This is a genomic window from Listeria innocua (assembly GCF_028596125.1).
Classification (GTDB): Bacteria; Bacillota; Bacilli; order Lactobacillales; family Listeriaceae; genus Listeria; species Listeria innocua.
Window position 1 is genome coordinate 15656 of record NZ_CP117229.1, and the last position, 20816, is coordinate 36471.

Sequence of the window (20816 nt, forward strand, 5' to 3'; positions counted from 1 at the left end):
TAATATATCAGGTTTTTGAACTAAGGTATTAAATCAGATATAATGAGTTAGAGTATGAACATAGTGATTCTAAAAATGCTAATCAGTTCAGAAAAAAGTTTGTGAGCTTTTTTAAAAGAATCAAATAGTAAAGCATTTTTTCAGTTACATAGGAGTTCTAAAAAGCTTCTTTCAGCACTCCGGTAATGGTATTTTTGCGCAAAAATACACATTAGAAAACATCAAAAGGAAAAGAGGGGATTCGGGTGTCAAAGGTACTTAAATCTTTGCTACTTACGGCACTACTTGGGGTTACCGGCCTTATAAGTGGTTGTGGTGACTTGACGGTACTTAATCCAAAAGGACCAGTTGCAAAAGGTCAGTCGGACTTAATTATTTATTCGATTATATTTATGCTGGTTATTGTTTTGACGATTTTTGTATTGTTTACGATTATGTTGGTTAAATACCGCGAACGGAAAGACATTTCAAACTATGAGCCAGATATGCATGGTAGTAGAAAACTGGAAATTTTTTGGACATTAATTCCAGTTGCTATCGTTATTGCTCTGGCTATTCCGACTGTAAAAACAATTTATGCAGGGGAAGAAGCACCAAAAGTGACTTCGCATAAAGATCCAATTGTTATTTACGCAACAAGTGCAGACTGGAAATGGATTTTTAGTTATCCAGATGAGTCAATTGAAACAGTCAACTATGTAAATATTCCAACCGACCGTCCTGTTCTGTTTAAATTAACTTCGGCAGATACAATGACAAGTTTTTGGGTACCACAATTAGGTGGACAAAAATATGCGATGTCTGGAATGACGATGAATTTATATTTACAAGCAGATGAGGTTGGTACGTATAAAGGCCGTAACGCAAACTTCAATGGTGAAGGATTTGCGGATCAACGCTTTGACGTAGTAGCTCAATCTGAAAAAGATTTCAAGAAATGGGCAAAAGAAACAAAAGCGAACTCGCCAGTTATTACGCAAGACACATATGACCGTCTTTTAATTCCTGGAAGCTCCAAGAAAAAAACTTATTCTGGTACGCATTTAGCATTTGTTGATGTAGCAGCTGATCCAGAGTATGTTTTCTATGCCTACAAACGTTTTGGTTATGAAATGACAAATCCACATAATCCGAACACAAAATCAACCATTTCTGATAAACCAATGCTTCCGGTTCGTCCTGTGACAGTAACTAATCCGCAATTTGAGCGTCATGATATGAAGCCACAAATTATTAAAAACGGCGAAGGTTACCATGAGGATAAACACCGCGAAGATGAAATGAAGAAAATGGAAGAAGACATCCAAACAAATGAATTCAATAAAAAAGAATCGGATGACGCAGGGAACTAAAAGGGGGGACATAAGGCATGAAATGGAATGAGTTTATCGTAACTGGTGACCCGATGATTTTAGGTGCGCAGATTTCTATCGTACTTGTAAGTATTGGTGTTGTCGCGTTACTAACTTATACAAAAAAATGGAAGTGGCTCATGAAAGAGTGGATTTCTTCCGTTGATCATAAAAAAATAGGTATTATGTACTTGCTTGCTGCTGTCTTAATGTTTTTCCGTGGTGGCGTGGATGCGCTAATGATGCGTACCCAGCTCGCTTTACCGGACATGAAATTTTTAGACGCACAGCATTACAATGAAGTATTTTCTACGCACGGAACAATTATGATTTTATTCATGGCGATGCCGTTTATCATTGGGTTGATGAACATTGCCGTACCACTTCAAATTGGTGCGCGTGATGTAGCATTTCCATTTTTAAACAACTTAAGTTTTTGGACGTTCTTTATGGGAGCGATGCTATTTAACTTATCATTCGTAATTGGTGGTTCACCAGATGCTGGTTGGACAAACTATGCGCCACTTGCGACAGATTTTAGCGCTGGATATGGAATTAATTTCTATCTTCTAGGTGTTCAAATCGCTGGTATTGGTACGCTGATGACGGGGATTAACTTTTTCGTTACGATTTTAAGAATGCGTACAAAAGGTATGACTTTAATGAAAATGCCAATGTTTACTTGGTCTTCATTAATTACAAGTTTGATCATTATTTTCGCTTTCCCAGTTTTAACAGTGGCACTTGCTTTGATGTCATTTGATCGACTGTTTGGGACAGCATTCTTCACACTCACGAATGGCGGGCTCCCAATGATGTGGGCCAACTTGTTCTGGGTTTGGGGGCATCCGGAAGTATATATTGTTATTTTGCCAGCTTTCGGTATTTTCTCAGAGATTATTTCTACTTTCTCCAGGAAAAAATTATTCGGTTATCCGGCGATGGTTGCCGCGATGGCAGTTATTTCTTTACTAAGTTTCCTAGTTTGGGTCCATCACTTCTTTACAATGGGATCAGGGGCGCTTGTTAACTCCTTCTTCTCCATTACAACGATGATGATTGCGATACCGACCGGGATTAAGATATTCAACTGGCTCTTTACAATGTACAAAGGGCGAATAACCTTTACAACGCCAATGCTTTGGTCGCTTGCCTTTATCCCTAACTTTGTTGTCGGTGGGGTAACTGGGGTTATGCTTGCGATGGCTGCGGCCGATTATCAATATCACAATACGTACTTCTTAGTATCCCATTTCCACTACGTATTAATTGCTGGGACAGTATTCTCCTGCTTTGCTGGGCTTACATACTGGTATCCAAAAATGGTCGGTTACAGACTAAATGAAAAAATTGGTAAATGGTTCTTCTGGATTTTCGTTGTTGGATTTAACGTTTGTTTCTTCCCGCAATATTTCCTAGGACTAGATGGTATGCCGCGTCGTATTTACACTTACGTACAAGGTGATGGCTGGACAACGCTTAACTTTATTTCCACAGTGGGCGGATTCTTGATGGGTGTAGCATTCTTAGTTCTTTGCTACAACATCTACTACAGCTATAAAAACTCTAAACGTGAAGTTACTGGTGACCCGTGGGATGCTCGTACGCTTGAATGGGCTACAAGTTCTGCAGTTCCTCCAAAATATAACTTTGCTGTTTTACCAGAATGGAATGACTTGGATGATTTCTGGAATAGAAAACAAAAAGGCGATCCATATGTAAATGATAAAAATTATAAACCAATCCATATGCCAAGTAATACCATGGTTGGGTTTGTAATGTCTGTCTTCTTCTTCATTGCAGGTTTCGGACTAGTCTTCTACTGGTACTGGATGGGAATTATTGGCCTAGTTGGTATTTTAGGATGTATGATTTATCGTTCATTCCAAAATAACGATGGTTACCACGTTGAAGTGGACGAAATTAAAGCAACAGAAGAACATAATGCGCGCGAACTTGCGACTGGTGTGAAGGAGGGTAACCCATGGAATCTGTAGAAACAAATAAAAATCTGCCAATTGAATATAGATCAGAACAAGGTCGATTAAATATTCTTGGATTCTGGATTTTCCTTGGCGCCGAAATTGCATTGTTTGCGACGCTTTTTGCGACTTACTTTGTTATGAGAAAGGCTGGCTCGAATGCGGGTCATCCGCCAGCAGAAATGTTCGAACTTTGGCTAGTACTAATAATGACATTTTTACTATTAGCAAGTAGTTTTACGTGTGGTCTAGCAATTGGTGAGATGCGTAAAGGCAATGTGAAAATGTTGACGATTTACTCGATTATCACATTAATTCTTGGTGCGGGATTTGTTGGCTTTGAGCTTTATGAATTTGCACACTATGTGACAGAGGGCGTTACAATGCAAATCGGTTCTTACTGGTCAGCATTCTTCGTTCTACTAGGGACACATGGACTTCACGTAACAGTCGGGATTTTCTGGATTAGTTTTATTCTAATTCAAATTAAAATGCATGGTTTGACGCCAAAAACAGCATCAAAAGTATTTATTTCCAGTTTATACTGGCATTTCCTTGATGTTGTGTGGATTTTCATTTTCACCGGTGTCTATTTGCTAGGGATGGTGAACTAATATGGCACAAAATAATAAATCAAATGCAGCTCATGCTGAAGGTGGCATTCCTTGGAAACATATTGTTGGTTTCGCGCTATCAATTATTTTGACGCTTCTAGCAGTCTGGGTAGCCATTTATTCGACGCTTACAACAAATGTTAAGGTAGTTATTATTTTCATCTTTGCGTTCATTCAAGCAGCCCTACAGCTTCTGATGTTCATGCATATGACTGAAGGCCGCGATGGCAAAATTCAAATTGGTAATATTTTATTCGCAGCATTTATTGCGATTGTCGTAGTTATTGGTTCATATTGGGTAATGGAAATTGGCCATATGAATCACTTGTTATAATTTAAAAAAGGCTGGTATGGAATTCATTTTCTGTACCAGTTTTTTTGCATTTTTAAAGGGATTAACAGCTCTTCTAAAAAAATTTTAAAATTATTGCTTGCTATGTAATGCATTACATATTCTATAGTGGAGAAGTAAAATTATATCCGTGAGAGGAGATACACAAAAATGACAGAATCAAAATTTCCTAAAGGCTTCTTATGGGGCGGAGCAGTTGCTGCCAACCAATGTGAGGGAGCTTATCTTGAAGACGGTAAAGGACTTTCACTTGTTGACATCCTTCCAACAGTAGAGGATGGGCGCTGGGAAGCTTTATTCAATCCATCGAAAGCGCTTGCTACAGATTATGGTTTTTATCCAAGTCACGAATCAATTGATTTTTATCATCGTTATAAAGAAGACATTAAATTAATGGCAGAAATGGGATTCAAATGTTTCCGTATGTCCATCAGCTGGCCACGTATTTTCCCGAATGGTGACGAAACGACACCAAATGAAAAAGGTTTAGCGTTTTATGATGCAGTTTTTGATGAATGTCATAAATATGGCATCGAACCAGTTGTTACAATCAACCATTTTGATACTCCGCTTGAAGTTTTCAAAAAATATGGTGGTTGGAAAAATCGTAAATGTATCGACTTTTACTTAAATTTCTGTGAAGCAATTTTCACGCGTTATAAAGATAAAGTAAAATATTGGATGACATTTAATGAAATCAACATGATTCTTCATCTTCCATACATTGGTGGAGGTTTAGACGTTACTAAAGAAGCTAATCCAGAGGAAGTTAAATATCAAGCTGCGCATCATCAATTAGTTGCATCTGCTTTAGCGACAAAACTTGGTCATGAAATCAACCCTGAAAATCAAATCGGTTGTATGCTTGCAGCGGGTAACACGTATCCAATGACTTGTAATCCAAAAGATGTCTGGAAATCTATCGAGGCGGACCGTGAAGGCTACTTCTTCATTGACGTTCAAGCGCGCGGATACTACCCAAGCTACACTAAACGTTTCTTCAAAGAACACAACATCAATATCAAAATGGAAGATGGCGACTTAGACGCATTACGCGATCACACAGTTGATTACGTGGCATTCAGCTACTATTCTTCTCGTCTAACAAGCGCAGATCCAGAGAAAAACAAAGAAACAGAAGGCAACGTTTTCGCAACACTAAAAAACCCATACCTAAAAGCAAGCGAATGGGGTTGGCAAATTGATCCACTAGGTCTACGTATTACAATGAATACAATTTATGACCGCTATCAAAAACCTCTTTTCATCGTTGAAAATGGCTTAGGCGCAGTGGATACAGTGGAAGAAGACGGCTCTATCAATGATGATTACAGAATTGACTATATGCGTGAACACGTTCGCGAAATGGGCGAAGCAATCGAGGACGGCGTGGAACTTCTTGGTTATACACCATGGGGCTGCATCGACCTTGTCAGCGCTGGCTCTGGCGAAATGAAAAAACGTTATGGCTTCATCTACGTTGACCGCGATAACAAAGGCAACGGAACCCTAAACCGCTCGAAGAAAAAATCATTCGACTGGTACAAAAAAGTAATTGAAACAAATGGTAAAGATATCGACTAGGATATAGTAAACCCCCACTTTCGGTGATGAAGGTGGGGATTTTATTTTAATATGAAATCGCGCGTTTTGCTTGTTTACTCCAACAAGTATTAAAATAACTTTGCGAAATTCGCGCATTTTTTTGACCAGACCAGCTGTCGTTATAGTAAAAATTGTTTTTATCATAACCGGTAATGGTGATCGCGTGAACGGAAAAACCATGGAAATTACTAACCCAAGCTACGACCGGACGTTTTTTATTCAACTGATTTTTAATACCAGCTAAATTTGTCCCAGTCATATTCTTCGCGCTGCCAGTATATTTTTTCACTTGATTTACTAAAGCCGGTGGATAAATCGTCCAGCCACTTTTAGAGAACGGATTCCCAACAAAACCATAATTTGGATTGGATTTATGTCGCTTCATTTCTTTTGCAAGCTTGACTTTATCAACATTTTTCCCAGCATAGCGCAGCATCATCGCAATATTAGTAATCTCACAGCCCGTTGGTAATTGTGGACGCTGAACAATTAATGGCACGTTCATTTGTACAATTTTTGGCGTTGATGGCGCTGGTGTAGGTGCAGCGGTTGCGGCTTTTACATATTTCCCAGATACATAGCCATTTTTCCCTTTAAAACTAAAGCGATACCAGTTGTTGGATGTTTTTGCGATTGCTTTAAATTTAGTATTATTTTTAAGCCAACCAATAACTTTCCCAGATGTCGCATTAGTTGAACGGACATTAAGGCTTGCGGTTGTTACCATTTGTTTATTAATCACAGTTTCTTTCGCCGCTGCCTGACCGGTCGTTGCTACACTAAATACACTTAAAACTAACCCAAGAACAAGTATCCATTTCCCCCATTTACCAAAAAAAGTCCCCATTATATCCCCCTCTGATTCAGATTACTTATTTATACCCTATTTTTTTAAAATGAAAAGAAAACGCTTGCATAAATAGAATGGCCGTGGTACTATGAAAATGAACTTAACGTGTTAACCGGTTATTAGTATAAAGTTCAGTGATAGCAGGCGAATTCAAGTTTGCAATCAAAAATGTATCATGGTACCATTAACCTAAAACTTAACGTGTTAACGCGCGGGATGCTTTAGGGGGAAATTGTTATGGCAGAACCAAAATACGCTATTATAATCAATGATATTAAGCGATTAATTAGTGACGGAACTTTTAAGCCAGGAGAAAAAATTTATTCAGAAGATGAACTGAAAAAGAAATACAATGTTAGTAATACTACAGTTGTTCGCGCTTTACATGAATTAGTAAGAGCTGGAATTTTAGCGCGTTATCAAGGGAAAGGAACCTATGTTAGTAAATCTATTATTAACGAAGAAGTTATTTTTAATGAATATACGACCGTTCCTAATGGTAAATTCAACCGAAAAACAAAAATTGCTAACGAGCACACAAAAGTTGTAGCTATTAATGAAATTCAGGATGCGAGAATTGCCAAAAACTTGCAAATTCCACCTGAAAACATGATTGTTCATTTTCAACGAATTCGTCTGATTGATGATGTGCCTTGGACAGTACAAAACAACTATATGGCAAAAGCCAATTTGATCAACGTAGATTTAACCAATTTTGAAAGATTTAATTCTTTATCAGAAGTAATTAAAGAGCTTTATGGTATTAATATTCTGCACGAAGCGATGAAAGAGCGAATTCAAGTCGAATTTCCAGTAAAAGACAAAAATAATTTTAAATTACTCGAAATTGACTCCGAACTACCGCTTTACCACATTGAAAGAATAACTTATGTGCCAGAGGGGCAACCCTATGAATATATTGAAAGTTATTTACGGCATAATTTTTACTCTATTGAAATCGAAAAGAAAAAACAATAGAAGGGAGTTAATTACTTGGATTATATTATCGCAGCACATGGCCGGTACGCGCAGGAAGTGAAGAATAGTTGCCAAATGATTACTGGCCAAACAACGAATATCAAAGCAGTTACTTTTACTGAAGAAATGGGGGTGAAAGATGTATTAGAAGCATACGCGGCAGTTTATTCACCTGGAAATGAAACCGCTATCATTGTGGATATTGTCGGTGGAACTCCGTGTAATGCCGCGCAAATGTTTCATGCAAAACACCCAGAAGTGAAGGTTGTGTCTGGGTTGTCACTCGGATTAATCATTCCGCTTAGTCTAGGGGAAACTTTAGAAGGAGCAATGCTTGGCGCGCAAGAAAATATTCAATTTGTGGAATTAAAAGTAAATAATACGATAATAAGCGATGATGGGGAGGAAGAGGACTGATGGGAAGTAACGGAATCAAACACGTTCGCGTAGATGAAAGACTAATTCACGGCCAAGTAGCGACAATGTGGACTAATACAATAAAAGCAACTCGAATCATGATTGTTGACGATGCCGTTGTAAAAAATGACATGGAAAAAATTGCGCTAAAAACAGCAGTGCCAGCTGGGGTAAAACTAAGTATTTTGACAGTAAAAGGTGCTGCAAATAATATTAATAACGATAAGTACGTAGGTCAGCAAGTTTTCTTAATCGTAAAATCGCCACATGCACTTCGCGGTTTAGTGGATGCGGGTGTAGAACTTCCCCAAATCAACGTAGGAAATATGTCAACCAAAGCAGGAAGCCGCCAAGTCAAAAAATCAGTAAGCGTGACAGATGAAAATTTGGAAGATTTTGATTATTTGGCTGAAAAAGGGATTAAAATCACCGCTCAAATGGTGCCTAGTGAGGATGCAGTTGATTTTGCAAGTTTATTAAAAAAATAAGTAATAAGAAGGGAGAACTACAATGGATTTAGCGGTTTGGCAGATTATATTGTTAGTTATACTTGCGGCTTGTACCATTCTTGATGCTTTAACTTTAGTAATAGGACTTAATTTCCCTGTAATAACAGGGACACTTGCTGGAATCATTATGGGTGACATGGTGCTCGGACTTGCAATTGGGGCAACGTTACAGCTGATGGTGCTTGGTGTCGGTACATACGGCGGCGCGTCGATTCCTGACTTTACAACGGGAGCAATTGTAGGAACAGTATTTGCTGTTTTATCTGGTCAAGATGCGGAATTTGCGATTGGACTTGCAATTCCAGTGGGGCTTTTAATGGTTCAATTAGACATTTTAGCAAGATTTACAAATACATTTTTCTTACATCGGATTGATTCTAATATCGCTTCGGGCAACATTTCGGCGGTAAAAAGGAACATTTGGTATGGGGCGCTACCATGGGCTTTATCACGCGCGGTTCCCGTATTTATCATGTTGACTTTCGGACAAAGCGTGGTTGATTTTATTCTAAATGAAATTCCAGAATGGCTAATGGGCGGTCTTCGTGTAGCTGGGGGAATTCTTCCAGTAGTTGGTATCGCGATTCTTCTTCGTTATTTGCCAACAAACAAATTCGTCGCCTATTTAATTATCGGTTTTGTAGCAGCGGCTTATTTAAAAGTACCAATGCTAGGTGTGGCGCTAATTGGCGTGGCTTTGGCAATCATTTACTTCAAACAAAATTTCAAAAATCCAGTGGCTGCCGGAGCAAATGGTGCAGCGCTAGTTGGGGAGGAGAATGAAGATGGCGAATACGAAGACTGAACATGATTTTGAGAAAGTCCTCAAAAGACGCGATTTAATAGCAGCAAACTTTCGTTGGTTGTTTGCCAGCCAAATCTGTTGGAACTATGAGCGAATGATGTCGACTGGTTATCTTTATAGTATTTTGCCAACGCTTCGGAAGCTTTATAAAACAGATGATGATTTAAAAGATATGATGAATATGCACAACCAATTTTTCAATACGAATCCGATGGTCGGTGGTTTGATCTTAGGGATGGATATGGCGATTGAAGAACGTGAAAAGAAAGCATCCAAAGAAGTCGTAACCGGCTTGAAAACTGGATTAATGGGACCGTTTGCTGGTGTTGGTGATACGATTTTCGGAGTTATTTTACCAACCATTTTTGGATCAATTGCAGCGTATATGGGGCTTCAAGGTAATGTGACGGGTGTAGTTATCTGGGTTTTAGTTAATATTTTGGTTGTAGGAGCTAGATTTACCTTACTACCACTTGGATATAAGCAAGGTGCGAAATTGGTAACTGAATTTGCAGACCGACTTAACGCGTTAACCGATGCAGCAATATTACTCGGTGTCACAGTCGTGGGAGCCCTCATACCAACCGTAATCAAAGCAACGGTCCCATTCGTTTATAAATCAGGAAAAGTAGAACTGAAAATGCAAGACATGCTCGATCAAATTATGCCTTCACTGGTACCAGTTTTACTTGTAGCGCTAATCTATGCACTTTTAGGCCATAAAAAAATGACATCTACGAAGGCGATTTTATTAGTAATGGTTATTGCGATTATTTTATTCAACCTAAAAATTCTAGGTTAAAATATAAAAATTGGAGGAATAGACAAAATGGGCTTAACATTTTTTGACAAAGCGCGTGAATTAACGGAAGAACTAGAAAAAACGCAGGCAGAAAACATTCATCAAGCAGCGAAATTGGTGGCGGAGAGCATTATGAATGAGGGTATTATCCAAGCTTTCGGTAGTGGACATTCTTATGCAGCGGCGATTGAAGTTTGTGGGAGAGCGGGTGGACTTATTCCGTCGAAGGTTATTATGGATCCCGCGGGTGGATACTATGAATCTATTGAGGGCGTTGGATCATTATTGACTCATAGGTTACAAGCGAAACCAAACGATATATTCTTTCTTATATCTAACTCAGGTCGCAATCCAATGGGAATAGAACTTGCCGAATGGATTAAGGCACAGGGTTGTAAATTGATTGTTGTGACAGCGCTCGATGCCTCGCAAACAGCAGCCTCAAGGCATTCTTCAGGAAAACTGTTGTATGAATTTGCGGATGTAATTTTAGATAATCGCTCGGTTCAAGGCGACGCGGCACTTGAATTAGATGGCTTAGAAGGAAAAGTTTGTGGAACATCGTCTTTCTCCGCCGTATTACTTCTTCAGCAAACGATCTATGAAGCGGTAGAGCTGATGCTTGAAAAAGGCTATACTCCACCAGTTTATCGTAGTGCTAATATTGATGGTGGTTACGAATACAATTTTGCGATTGAAGATAAGTTCGCTGATCGGATTTTCCATTTATAATAAAAACACGCGCGAAAATGAACGTTGTTTTCGCGCTTTTTTGGAGGCTATATGATGGTTTTAAAAGAGGCTTGTATTGAAAACACTACTAATTTAGAAGGATTTATTGCAGCTGGGGCGAATCGAATTGAACTTTGCGATAATTTGGCAGAGGGCGGAACTTCGGTTAGTTACGGGGTTGCGAAACATGTGGTGGAAATTTGCCACGAACAAAATGTAAGTGTAATGGCAATGGTTCGTCCCCGAAAAGGCAATTTTGTTTATACAAAAGAAGAAATTTCGATTATGATTGATGATATTTTGATGTATAAGAAATTGTTAGCTGATGGCGTGGTTTTCGGCTGTATTACGGACGCGGGATTACTAGATAAACCAGCCATAAATGAATTATTGAAAGCTGCAACAGGTCTGGAAGTAACTTTTCACATGGCGTTTGATGAGTTAGTAGAAACAGAAAAATTACCGGCAATAGACTGGTTAGCTGAACAAGGTGTTACGCGAATTCTCACGCACGGTGGTGACGGAGCTAAACTTCCCGAAGAAACTTTTGTTCATTGGCGAAAATATATTGATTATGCAGCGGGACGAATCATTATTTTACCAGGTGGAGGAATTAAATCGCACAATCTGGAATGGATTACAAAAGAAACGGGAGCGGCTGAAATACATGGTACAGACTTGTTTGGGGAGCGCTAAAACTCCCCAAATAAAAAAAATTTAAAAAAAGGCTTGCAACCGTTTTCTTTATATGATATATTTATCTCATCACAAAGGATTGTTACCAATTCATTGGGCAAAACCTAAGCTGATTTGTAGGACACGTGTATACGTGAAGTCCTCGAATGAGCTTAGGTTTTTCTTTTTGCCCAAAAAACCAAAAAGAGGAAGGAAGTCGTCAAAATGAAATATGAACAGTTAGCAAAAGACATCTTGAAAAATGTTGGCGGAAAAGAAAATATTAATAGTGTTTTCCATTGTATTACCAGACTTCGGTTTAAACTGAAAGATGAGAATATTGCGAACACAAAAGAAATTGAAAAGCTTGATGGAGTAATCTCCGTAATTAAAAGTGGTGGTCAATATCAAGTTGTTATTGGTAACCACGTACCAGACGTATTCAAAGCAGTATTAGAAGTTGGTGGTATTTCAGCTGAAGGAGACGATAGTAATGTTCCGGCAAGTGGTAATATCTTCAACCGTTTTATCGATATGATTTCCGGCGTATTTACACCAGTTCTAGGTGTATTAGCCGCAACAGGTATGATTAAAGGTTTCACAGCAATGTTTGCAGCATTTGGTTGGATTACAGTTACTTCAGGTACTTACCAACTACTTTATGCAATTGGGGATTGTTTATTCTACTTCTTCCCAATCTTCCTAGGTTTCACAGCGATGAAAAAATTCGGCGGAAACATATTTATCGGGATGGCAATTGGTGGTGCCCTAGTTTATCCAACGCTTGCAGGTATTTCAGCAGGTGACCCAATTTACACACTTTTTGCAGGAACAATTTTTGAATCTCCAATTCACGTAACTTTCTTAGGAATTCCAGTTATCTTGATGTCTTATGCATCTTCTGTTATTCCAATTATTTTAGCAACATATTTTGGTTCAAAAGTAGAAAAAGGCTTCAAGAAAATCATTCCAGATGTAATTAAAACTTTCGTAGTTCCATTCTGTACACTATTAGTAGTAGTTCCAATTACTTTCCTTGTAATCGGACCAATCGCAACTTGGGCTGGTCAATTACTTGGAGCAGGTACAATTTGGGTTTATAACTTAAGCCCAGTTGTTGCTGGTTTAATCTTAGGTGGTTTCTGGCAAGTATTCGTTATCTTTGGACTTCACTGGGGTCTTATTCCAGTGGCAATCAACAACTTAACAACGCTTGGATCAGATCCAGTACTTGCAATGATGTTCGGTGCTTCTTTTGCCCAAATCGGTGCAGTATTAGCAGTATTCTTCAAAACTAGAAACAAAAAAATCAAATCTCTTAGTATTCCAGCATTTATTTCCGGTATCTTTGGTGTAACTGAGCCAGCGATTTACGGGGTTACTTTACCACTGAAAAAACCATTCATCATGAGCTGTATCGCAGGTGCTGTTGGTGGAGGAATCATTGGTTTTGTAAGTGCAAAAGTTTATATCATGGGTGGACTTGGAATCTTCGGTCTTCCTAACTTCTTCCAACCAGGTGCTGGTATTACAAGTGCATTCTGGTGGGTAGTTATCGCAATCGTTATCAGCTTCATCCTTGGTTTCATCTTAACTTATGTAGCAGGATTCAAAGATCCAGCTGAAGCAGTTGTAGAAGAAACTAACGTAACAGAGGGCGAAACTTTAATCGAACGTGAGACAATTCCAGCTCCAGTAGTTGGCGAAATCGTAACTTTAGCAGACGTAAAAGACGAAGCATTTTCATCCGGTGCACTTGGAAAAGGTGTAGCAATTATCCCTACTGTCGGACGCGTTGTAGCTCCAGCAGCAGGAACAGTAACAACTATCTTCCCAACTGGTCATGCAATCGGTATTACAACGAATGACGGTGCAGAAGTATTAATCCACATCGGTATGGATACAGTTCAACTAGAAGGTAAGTTCTTCACAGCACATGTTAAACAAGGCGATGTAATCGAAAAAGGTCAATTACTAACTGAATTTGATATTGAAGGCATTAAAGCAGCTGGATATGATGTTACAACTCCAGTAGTAGTAACAAACTCCAATCAATATTTAGACGTAATGATTACAGATGCAAAAGAAGCTAAACTAGAAGAACGTTTAATCACATTAGTCATCTAAAATTCATTAATAAACAGCTTGGGCGTAAATCTGCTCAAGCTGTTTTTATGTTATACTGAGGGAAAAATAGGCGGTGAGCGGATGTTAGCAAAGGGCGATTTAATAGGGATCATTTGTTGTTCTGATGGTCGGAAGAAAGAAGAAGAGAAGAATTTGAAGCGCCTTAAACAAGTCTTAGAAAAGGAATTTGGACTTCAGGTGGTTTTTGCGAAAACTATTTTTCAAACAGATGATTCGCCTTTTAGTGGTACTCCTGAGGAACGAGCAGCCGAATTAATGAAACTATATCAAAATGTGGATGTAAAAATGATTTTTGACATTTCAGGAGGGGATGCGGCTAATCAAGTATTACCATATCTTAATTATGACATTATAAAAAAAGCAGCCAAACCTTTTATTGGCTATAGCGACTTAACCGTAATATTAAATGCAATTTTTGCGAAGGCGAAACAACCTGGCTTTAATTATTTACTGCGAAATTTAGTAAGTGAAGCTAGCGAGATACAACGAGTGCAATTCCAAAAAGCGTTTTTCGAGAATCAAATTGCGATAAATGGGAAATCCCTTACTGATTTTGAATGGAGCGTGGGTGAGGTCGTTGGTGGAAATATCCGCTGCTTTTTGAAACTAGCAGGAACGGAATTTATGCCTGATGTCTCGAATAAAATAATTTTTTTAGAAAGTTTAGGTGGAAAAGAGGCGAAAATTGCTTCTTACGTAGCGCAATTAGAACAGTTAGATGTGTTTTCGAAATGCTTAGGAATAGTTGTGGGAGAACACACTGAGGCTGAGAAAAACGGAGAATACGACAGAATAGGCATCTTATATCAACAGATTGGATTAAAATATAAGTTACCTGTTTTTCGAACTAAGGAAATCGGTCATAGTGTCGAAGCAAAACCATGCCTAATTGGAGCAAAAATTAATGTTTCACGTGAAACATTAACAAATTTTTAATATTTTTATTGCGAAATGTTCATAATTAACCTTTAATATAGAACTTGTAAGCAAGGAATACAATTAGTTTTACTCCCTTTTTGCTAATTGTAGAATTCCTTAAAATCCTAAACTCCCTTTTTGGACCGACTTGATTGTCGGTCTTTTTTTAATTCTCCAAGCTGAAAACTATTCAATTTTTTGTTAAAATGATAACATAAAAGAAAATGCGTATGAAAAAGGAGTTTTTATCATGAAAGTTGAAGGATTACTTGGCTTTTTAGGGGCGGCAATGGGTATTGGATTTAGTTTGATGGTTCTTATTATTCCTGATATTTCACAGGCTTTAGAAGAGGAATCGTTTTTCTTCTATATGTTAACAATTGGTTCGCTTGTGCTTTCAGGGGTGGGACTTGCAGGATCGTTTGTTGTTTCGCATAAACCCCGTCTTGGTGGAGCAATGATGGTTGCAGCTGCAATTGGTTGTACAATGTCGATTTCCATCATGTTCTTACTACCAATCGTATTACTTGCTGTTGGTGGATTAATTGCACTAATTAACTATGAAGAAGCTGCTTCAGTAGAAGAATAAATGAAAAAAAGCTGTCCACGTGGGCAGCTTTTTTTATTAACGATTAAGATATTTTTTTAAAAAGTAATAAATTCCGTCAGCATCATTTGCAGTAGTAACAAAATCAGCGCTTTTTTTCACTAATTCACTCGCATTTTCCATTGCGACTCCAGCACCAGCTACTTCAAGCATTCCAATATCGTTTTCACCATCACCAAAACTAATAACATTTTCTGGTTTGATGTCTAAATGTGCAGCGAGGTTTTTCACGGCATATTTTTTATCCATATCTTTGGGCAAAATTTCGATATTATTTGCATGAGAAGAAAGAATAGAAACATCAGATAGTTTTTCTAATTCGTTTCGTAGGATTGCAAGTTTATCGAAATCCTCTTCTTCAATGACAATGCCGTTAATGAACTGATTAGCATGCTCCAAGAAGGTTTCTTTTGTTTTAATTGCAACGAGTTTTGTTGCATTTACGCGACCTTTATCTTCTTCATCGGTAAAATAATAAGGTGGATTTTTAGTGTAGTAAACCGTGTCAGTCGAGAAGAAAAACACTGGTAGATCATGGTCTTGGCATAATAAAAATGTTTCTAGTAATGCGGATTGTTTCATTTTTTCTTGTTGGATGATTTCGCCGGAAACTGCCACTACGCCACCATTTGAGGCAATAACATCTGCTTTTGGATGAACCAGTTTGGCGAAGTCGGTTGCGGAATTATACATTCGGCCAGTAGAAACGGCGAAATGATGACCTTCTTCTATTAATTGTTGCAGTAACCCTAGTGTTTTTGGTGAGATTGTTTGATTTTTTAGTAGTAATGTTCCGTCTAAATCAGAACAAATTAAGTATTTTTCCAAGTAAACCTTCCTTTCATTATAGCTTGGAACCGCATGATTCGCGGATGATTAATTCTGGATTATGATTAATTATCATCGGCTCAACTTGACCGTTAATTGCGCTAATCAATTGCAAAAGTGCCATTTTTCCAAGATATTCATTGTGTTGATCCATTGAAGTTAAGCGCGGGGTTTGATAATCGCCATTCATAAACTGATCGCAGCTGACGATGGCAATGTCTTCCGGGCAAGAAAGTTTCGCGTCATTAATCGCTCTAATCGCCCCAATTGCAACATTATCATTGATTGCTACAAGTGCAGTGGGTAAAGTAGTGTTATTTTCCAGAAGTTTAGTCATCGCCGCGTAACCATCAGCTGTATAGTAGTCAGAAAGAACAATCCAATCTTCATTAACCGAATGATTGTAACTAGCCATAGCAGCCTTAAAAGATTCCAATCGGTAGGAGGTGATTTTTACACCAGCTTCCCCGCCAATAAAGCCAATATTTTTGTGATCTAGCGCTGTCAGATGGCTAACTAAAGTTGTTATGCCTTTTTTTAAATTACGTTCAATAAATAAACAGTTAAGTTCGGGAATTTTTGAACCAATAACGACAACTGGAATTTCTCTATTTAGCTGATTTAAAGCATTGATGTAGTCTTTTGAAACAACTTCTTTATCAATTTCGCCACCTAAAATAAGTAATCCATCCACTTGTTTTTCTAAAATAATTTTTAAGTAATCTTCTTCCGTCAAAGGATGTTTGCTATTCTTATTATTTGGCTCGGCAAGCATCGTATTGAATAAAATTGTCGAAAACATGTAATCTAGCGCGAATTTTTGGATTTGCGTTATGAGTGAAATGAAATAAGGATTGGAAATATCCGGTAAAATTACGCCAATATTTTTTGTTTGTTTATTGACCATTCCACGCGCAAATACGCTAGGTGTGTAATTGTGTTCGTCTATGATTGCTTGGATTTTCTTGCGTTTCGCTGCTGAAACCGAGGGGCTGTTATTAATCACTCGTGAGACAGTTGAAACGGAAACGCCACTAAGTTTCGCAATTTCTTGTATAGTTATTTTTTTCATTAGGAATATTCACCTCGTAAGCGTTTTTAGCTATTTTAAGTGTAGCTTATTTGGATCTAAATAACAAGTGAAATTTGGTAACGTTATCAAAAATAAACAAAAAAGTGTTGACATATTAAATTTATCCGGTTATTCTATGTTAGAAAGCGCTATCAACAAACGTTTTGATTTGGTAACGTTACCAAAAATGAGGTGGAATAGTTGAACATACAAGAATCTGTCATCGGCATTGATCTAGGTGGCACTAAAATTTTAATCGGTGAAGTAACAAAAGATGGGGAGGTGCTGCGGTCCAAAAGCTACCCGAGCAATACTGAAAATCAAGCCAAAGCGGTAGAAGTTCTGCTAAATGCGCTAGATGATTACTCGGAAAATATTGGTTTTATAGCAACGAAACAAATTGGGATCGGTGTTGGCCTAGTAGGGCGCGTAGATTATAAGGCGGGCATTTGGCTGGAAATCGAACCAGGAAAAACAAATCCGACACCACTAGCAGAAATGTTAGAAGCGAAAACAGGATTGCCAGTGAGGCTTGGTAATGATGTAGTTTGCGCAACAATGGCTGAAAAACAATTCGGTTGGGGGCGAGAAACAAACGATTTTATTTATTTAAATGTTGGCACTGGTCTTGCTGCTGGATTTGTTGTAGACGGGCGCATTACGCAAGGCGGGCACTTTAACGCTGGTGAAATTGGTCACGCCGTAGTAGATATTCAGAGCGATGTACTGTGTGGTTGTGGCAGATACGGCTGTGTGGAGCGTCTTGCTTCTGGTCTTGGAATAAAAGAAGAAGCGCTTAGACATTTAAATGAATACCCTACATCCTTACTTGCTGATAGTAAAACGGAATTAACTGGAAAAATGGTTCTTCATGCAGCAGAACAAAAAGATGAATTGGCTGAAAAAATCATTGATAACGCCACGCTTCAGCTAGCTAATTTGATTATGAATATGGTTCGGACGACAGATCCAGAATGTGTCATTCTAGGCGGCGGCGTGACAAGAAACGAGCATTTTTTCCAAAAGATAAAAGCTAATCTTCAAAGTAATACAATCCGTTTTGTTACGAAAGGCGTTGTTCGTTCACAACTTGAGAAGGATAAAGTTGGCTTAATTGGGGCGGCAGTTATTGGAATGAGACTAGGAAATGAAGGAGGACAAGAATGAAGCCGAAAATGAAGCAACAAATTGTGCAAACAGGTATTATTCATCGACCACTTCCAATTGAAACGGAACATGCGCTAGAAACGATAGCGAAAAAGAAACAAGTTTTATCAAGTAGAACGTTACTTAGCTCTGAAAAACAGGTTTCCTTAGATTTTACACATCAAGGCGCTGGCGATTTTGTTATATCTGATCAAGGTGAGATTAAGTTGACTTCTCCAGTTGTTATGCCACATTGGCCAGCAGGTGCGCCAGATGACGGTGACTACACCAATTTTGGTAACGTTCTCATATCTGCGCCACTCCAAAATGAGGATTGGAACAGCTTTAACCGCGTGAGAATTCAAGTTTTCCCAGATTTTCCTGGTGTAACGAATCCATATTTAATGATTAGCTTTAAAAATGATGGAACCGTGAAAGTACCTGATATATATGGACGTGAAGGCGTTCATGGCGTGAATTTAATCAACCATGAATGGAACGATGTCATTTTTGAAATTGAAGGATTGCCACGGGATAAAATGACAGAAATTAGTTTTAGCTATTATTTGAATGGCCCAGAGCGACTGACTGCTGGAACAATGGAGTTATTCATTAGTGAGATTAAACTAGAGCAAATCAGTGAGCCGGAAATCTCCAAGGGCTGGATTCCGCAAGATAATTCGCTAATTTATTCCCACAACGGCTACACAAAAGACATGCCCAAAATAGCGTTTTGTGCCAATAAACTTGAAGCGAATTCCTTTACAATCCACGAAAAAGAAACAAATAAAGTCGTTTTCACCGGAAAAGGGTACCAAAATACAACCGAAACTGGCAATTTCATTATTCTTGATTTTTCAGATTTACAAACTGTGGGTGAGTATTATTTGAAATTTGCTGAGATGCAATCGGAACTATTCCAAATCGGGACTTCCGAAGTGATTTGGGAATCTTCTATCTGGAAATCACTTAATTTTATTTTCTGTGAACGTTGTGGTTGCCCGATTTTTGGAAAACATACGACTTGTCATGCGGATATTATCGCTGAACATAATGGAAAACAGCTGTCATTCAATGGTGGTTGGCATGACGCGGGTGATGTTTCGCAACAACTTATTCAAACGGCCGAAGTAACGATGGCTTTATATGAAATGGCTGCGAGTTTATCTGAAAAAGATGAAATGTTACGGATGCGCCTTTTAGAAGAAGGTGAGTGGGGATTAGATTTCATATTGAAAACCCGCTTTGGAGATGGTTTTAGAGCGACAAGTGCTGGGATGACACGGTGGACGGATGGCCTTGTTGGTGGCATGGATGACGCAATCGCGCGGGTTCATAATCAAGCTTATGAGAATTTTTACTGTGCGGGGATTGAAGCGTATATCGGCAGCCAAATCCAGGATAACGCCACTATGCAGAATCATCTACTACGAATTGCGGAAGAAGATTTACTTTTTGCGATAGCGGAACTTGAAAAACATGGAACTGGGCAAAAACCGATTTTCTGGGAGCATACGTATCAAACCTCAGAAAGTTTGTATTACGCAACGGCTTCATGGGCGGCTTCGATGGTTTATCAATTAACAAACAAAGAAATATACGCAGAAAAAGCAGCTGAGTGGTTGGATTTGATGTTAGAAGCACAAGAAAAAACTGGGATTAAAGACAGCGAAACTAGCGAACTTTACAAAGGATTTTTCTACCGAGATAAAACGCACAATGTTATTCAACATTTCAATCATCAAGCGCGTGAACATCTTTATTTGATGGCACTTGAGGTGGCTCTTGAAACGCAACCAGGTCACGCTGAAAAACAAACTTGGCTACAAGCGGTCGAAATGTACGGTGACTATTTGAAAAAAGTAACGCGTTTCACTAAACCGTATCCGCTCATTCCAGCCGGACTTTACAAAAAAGACGAGTATTTAGACGAAGCAAGTTTTCACTTACAACATTTACTCATTGATGAACGAGCGATAGAAGAATACCAATTACAATTCGAACAAGGTATCAAAATAAATGACGAGATTGCGTTGCGGAAATTCCCGATCTGGTTCTCGTTTAGAGGCAATAACGCCATTTTACTTTCGGCAGGAAAAGCGGCATCAATTGCTGGGAAAATTTTGCAAGATAAGGCGCTGTTAAATATTGCAGAAGGTCAATTGCAGTGGGTAATAGGAATGAACCCATTTGGACAATCAATGATGCACGGCGAAGGTTACCGTTATGCGCAGCAGTATAGTGTGCTTAACGGCGAAATCACAGGGGAGATACCAGTCGGAATGGAAACCTTTAGAAATGAAGATGAACCATACTGGCCGGAGTTTAATAATGCAACTTATAAGGAAGTTTGGGTCGGTAATGCCGGCAAATGGATGTCAATTGTAGCGGATTTAAACAAAATAACAGGAAAGTCATAGGAGG

General features: G+C 38.6%; 20 protein-coding genes. 17 read left to right on the forward strand and 3 right to left on the reverse strand.

The genetic code is table 11. The features are described 5' to 3' along the window. Positions 1-245 precede the first annotated feature (245 nt). The 5 genes from qoxA to PQQ29_RS00665 all read left to right on the forward strand — a co-directional run bounded on the left by qoxA (position 246) and on the right by PQQ29_RS00665 (position 5884). Positions 246-1352 (forward strand): cytochrome aa3 quinol oxidase subunit II, encoded by a 1107-nt coding sequence (gene qoxA / locus PQQ29_RS00645; RefSeq protein ID WP_010990156.1) that lies wholly within the window; start codon positions 246-248, stop codon positions 1350-1352. 17 nt (positions 1353-1369) lie between these two features. Further along, on the forward strand, positions 1370-3349 hold the full coding sequence (qoxB, locus tag PQQ29_RS00650) for a cytochrome aa3 quinol oxidase subunit I (protein WP_003725631.1): 1980 nt from the start codon (positions 1370-1372) through the stop codon (positions 3347-3349). Then, entirely contained in the window at positions 3337-3948 is a 612-nt protein-coding gene (qoxC, locus tag PQQ29_RS00655; RefSeq protein WP_003772709.1) for a cytochrome aa3 quinol oxidase subunit III, read from the forward strand. The genes qoxB and qoxC overlap by 13 nt, the downstream gene beginning before the upstream one ends. A 1-nt stretch (position 3949) precedes the next feature. Then, the gene (gene qoxD / locus PQQ29_RS00660; RefSeq protein ID WP_003772708.1) at positions 3950-4282 is read left to right on the forward strand and encodes a cytochrome aa3 quinol oxidase subunit IV; all 333 of its coding nucleotides are present in this window, start codon (positions 3950-3952) and stop codon (positions 4280-4282) included. Between the two features lie 168 nt (positions 4283-4450). Beyond that, on the forward strand, positions 4451-5884 hold the full coding sequence (locus tag PQQ29_RS00665) for a 6-phospho-beta-glucosidase (RefSeq protein WP_010990157.1): 1434 nt from the start codon (positions 4451-4453) through the stop codon (positions 5882-5884). Positions 5885-5930: 46 nt separating this feature from the next. On the opposite strand, the gene PQQ29_RS00670 is transcribed toward PQQ29_RS00665, so the two are convergent. Next, positions 5931-6752 carry a C39 family peptidase gene (locus tag PQQ29_RS00670; RefSeq protein ID WP_010990158.1) on the reverse strand — a complete coding sequence of 274 codons (822 nt, stop codon included), beginning with the start codon at positions 6750-6752 and terminating at the stop codon, positions 5931-5933. Between the two features lie 240 nt (positions 6753-6992). On the opposite strand from PQQ29_RS00670, the gene PQQ29_RS00675 reads away from it, so the two are divergent. From PQQ29_RS00675 to PQQ29_RS00720, 10 genes are all read left to right on the forward strand, one after another. Continuing rightward, positions 6993-7733, forward strand: a complete 741-nt coding sequence (locus PQQ29_RS00675) for a GntR family transcriptional regulator (RefSeq protein WP_003772703.1) — start codon at positions 6993-6995, stop codon at positions 7731-7733. Between the two features lie 15 nt (positions 7734-7748). Continuing rightward, on the forward strand, positions 7749-8150 hold the full coding sequence (locus tag PQQ29_RS00680) for a PTS sugar transporter subunit IIA (protein WP_003772701.1): 402 nt from the start codon (positions 7749-7751) through the stop codon (positions 8148-8150). Continuing rightward, a complete protein-coding gene (locus PQQ29_RS00685; protein WP_003772700.1) occupies positions 8150-8638 on the forward strand; it encodes a PTS sugar transporter subunit IIB in 489 nt (162 codons plus the stop codon). Before PQQ29_RS00680 ends, PQQ29_RS00685 begins: the two co-directional genes overlap by 1 nt. A 22-nt stretch (positions 8639-8660) precedes the next feature. Next, positions 8661-9464, forward strand: coding sequence for a PTS mannose/fructose/sorbose/N-acetylgalactosamine transporter subunit IIC (locus PQQ29_RS00690; RefSeq protein WP_003725640.1), 804 nt, complete (start codon positions 8661-8663; stop codon positions 9462-9464). After that, positions 9439-10266 carry a PTS system mannose/fructose/sorbose family transporter subunit IID gene (locus tag PQQ29_RS00695; RefSeq protein WP_010990159.1) on the forward strand — a complete coding sequence of 276 codons (828 nt, stop codon included), beginning with the start codon at positions 9439-9441 and terminating at the stop codon, positions 10264-10266. Before PQQ29_RS00690 ends, PQQ29_RS00695 begins: the two co-directional genes overlap by 26 nt. Before the next feature lie 27 nt (positions 10267-10293). Then, complete coding sequence (locus tag PQQ29_RS00700; protein WP_003759505.1) at positions 10294-10998, forward strand: SIS domain-containing protein; 705 nt, start codon at positions 10294-10296, stop codon at positions 10996-10998. A 54-nt stretch (positions 10999-11052) separates the two neighbouring features. Next, on the forward strand, positions 11053-11694 hold the full coding sequence (locus PQQ29_RS00705) for a copper homeostasis protein CutC (protein ID WP_010990160.1): 642 nt from the start codon (positions 11053-11055) through the stop codon (positions 11692-11694). Positions 11695-11898: 204 nt separating this feature from the next. Beyond that, on the forward strand, positions 11899-13800 hold the full coding sequence (locus tag PQQ29_RS00710) for a beta-glucoside-specific PTS transporter subunit IIABC (RefSeq protein WP_003764737.1): 1902 nt from the start codon (positions 11899-11901) through the stop codon (positions 13798-13800). A gap of 81 nt (positions 13801-13881) precedes the next feature. Next, complete coding sequence (locus PQQ29_RS00715; RefSeq protein ID WP_010990161.1) at positions 13882-14757, forward strand: S66 family peptidase; 876 nt, start codon at positions 13882-13884, stop codon at positions 14755-14757. A gap of 232 nt (positions 14758-14989) precedes the next feature. Further along, positions 14990-15328, forward strand: a complete 339-nt coding sequence (locus PQQ29_RS00720; RefSeq protein ID WP_010990162.1) for a DUF4064 domain-containing protein — start codon at positions 14990-14992, stop codon at positions 15326-15328. Between the two features lie 36 nt (positions 15329-15364). Here the strand turns inward: PQQ29_RS00720 and PQQ29_RS00725 are convergent, their stop codons facing one another. Then, positions 15365-16174 (reverse strand): Cof-type HAD-IIB family hydrolase, encoded by an 810-nt coding sequence (locus PQQ29_RS00725; protein WP_003772695.1) that lies wholly within the window; start codon positions 16172-16174, stop codon positions 15365-15367. Positions 16175-16190: 16 nt separating this feature from the next. Continuing rightward, the gene (locus PQQ29_RS00730) at positions 16191-17246 is read right to left on the reverse strand and encodes a LacI family DNA-binding transcriptional regulator (protein WP_010990163.1); all 1056 of its coding nucleotides are present in this window, start codon (positions 17244-17246) and stop codon (positions 16191-16193) included. A gap of 201 nt (positions 17247-17447) precedes the next feature. On the opposite strand from PQQ29_RS00730, the gene PQQ29_RS00735 reads away from it, so the two are divergent. After that, positions 17448-18413: an ROK family protein gene (locus tag PQQ29_RS00735; RefSeq protein WP_010990164.1), complete on the forward strand. Its 966-nt coding sequence runs from the start codon at positions 17448-17450 to the stop codon at positions 18411-18413. Further along, positions 18410-20812, forward strand: a complete 2403-nt coding sequence (locus tag PQQ29_RS00740; protein WP_003772692.1) for a glycoside hydrolase family 9 protein — start codon at positions 18410-18412, stop codon at positions 20810-20812. Before PQQ29_RS00735 ends, PQQ29_RS00740 begins: the two co-directional genes overlap by 4 nt. The last annotated feature ends 4 nt before the right edge of the window (positions 20813-20816 follow it).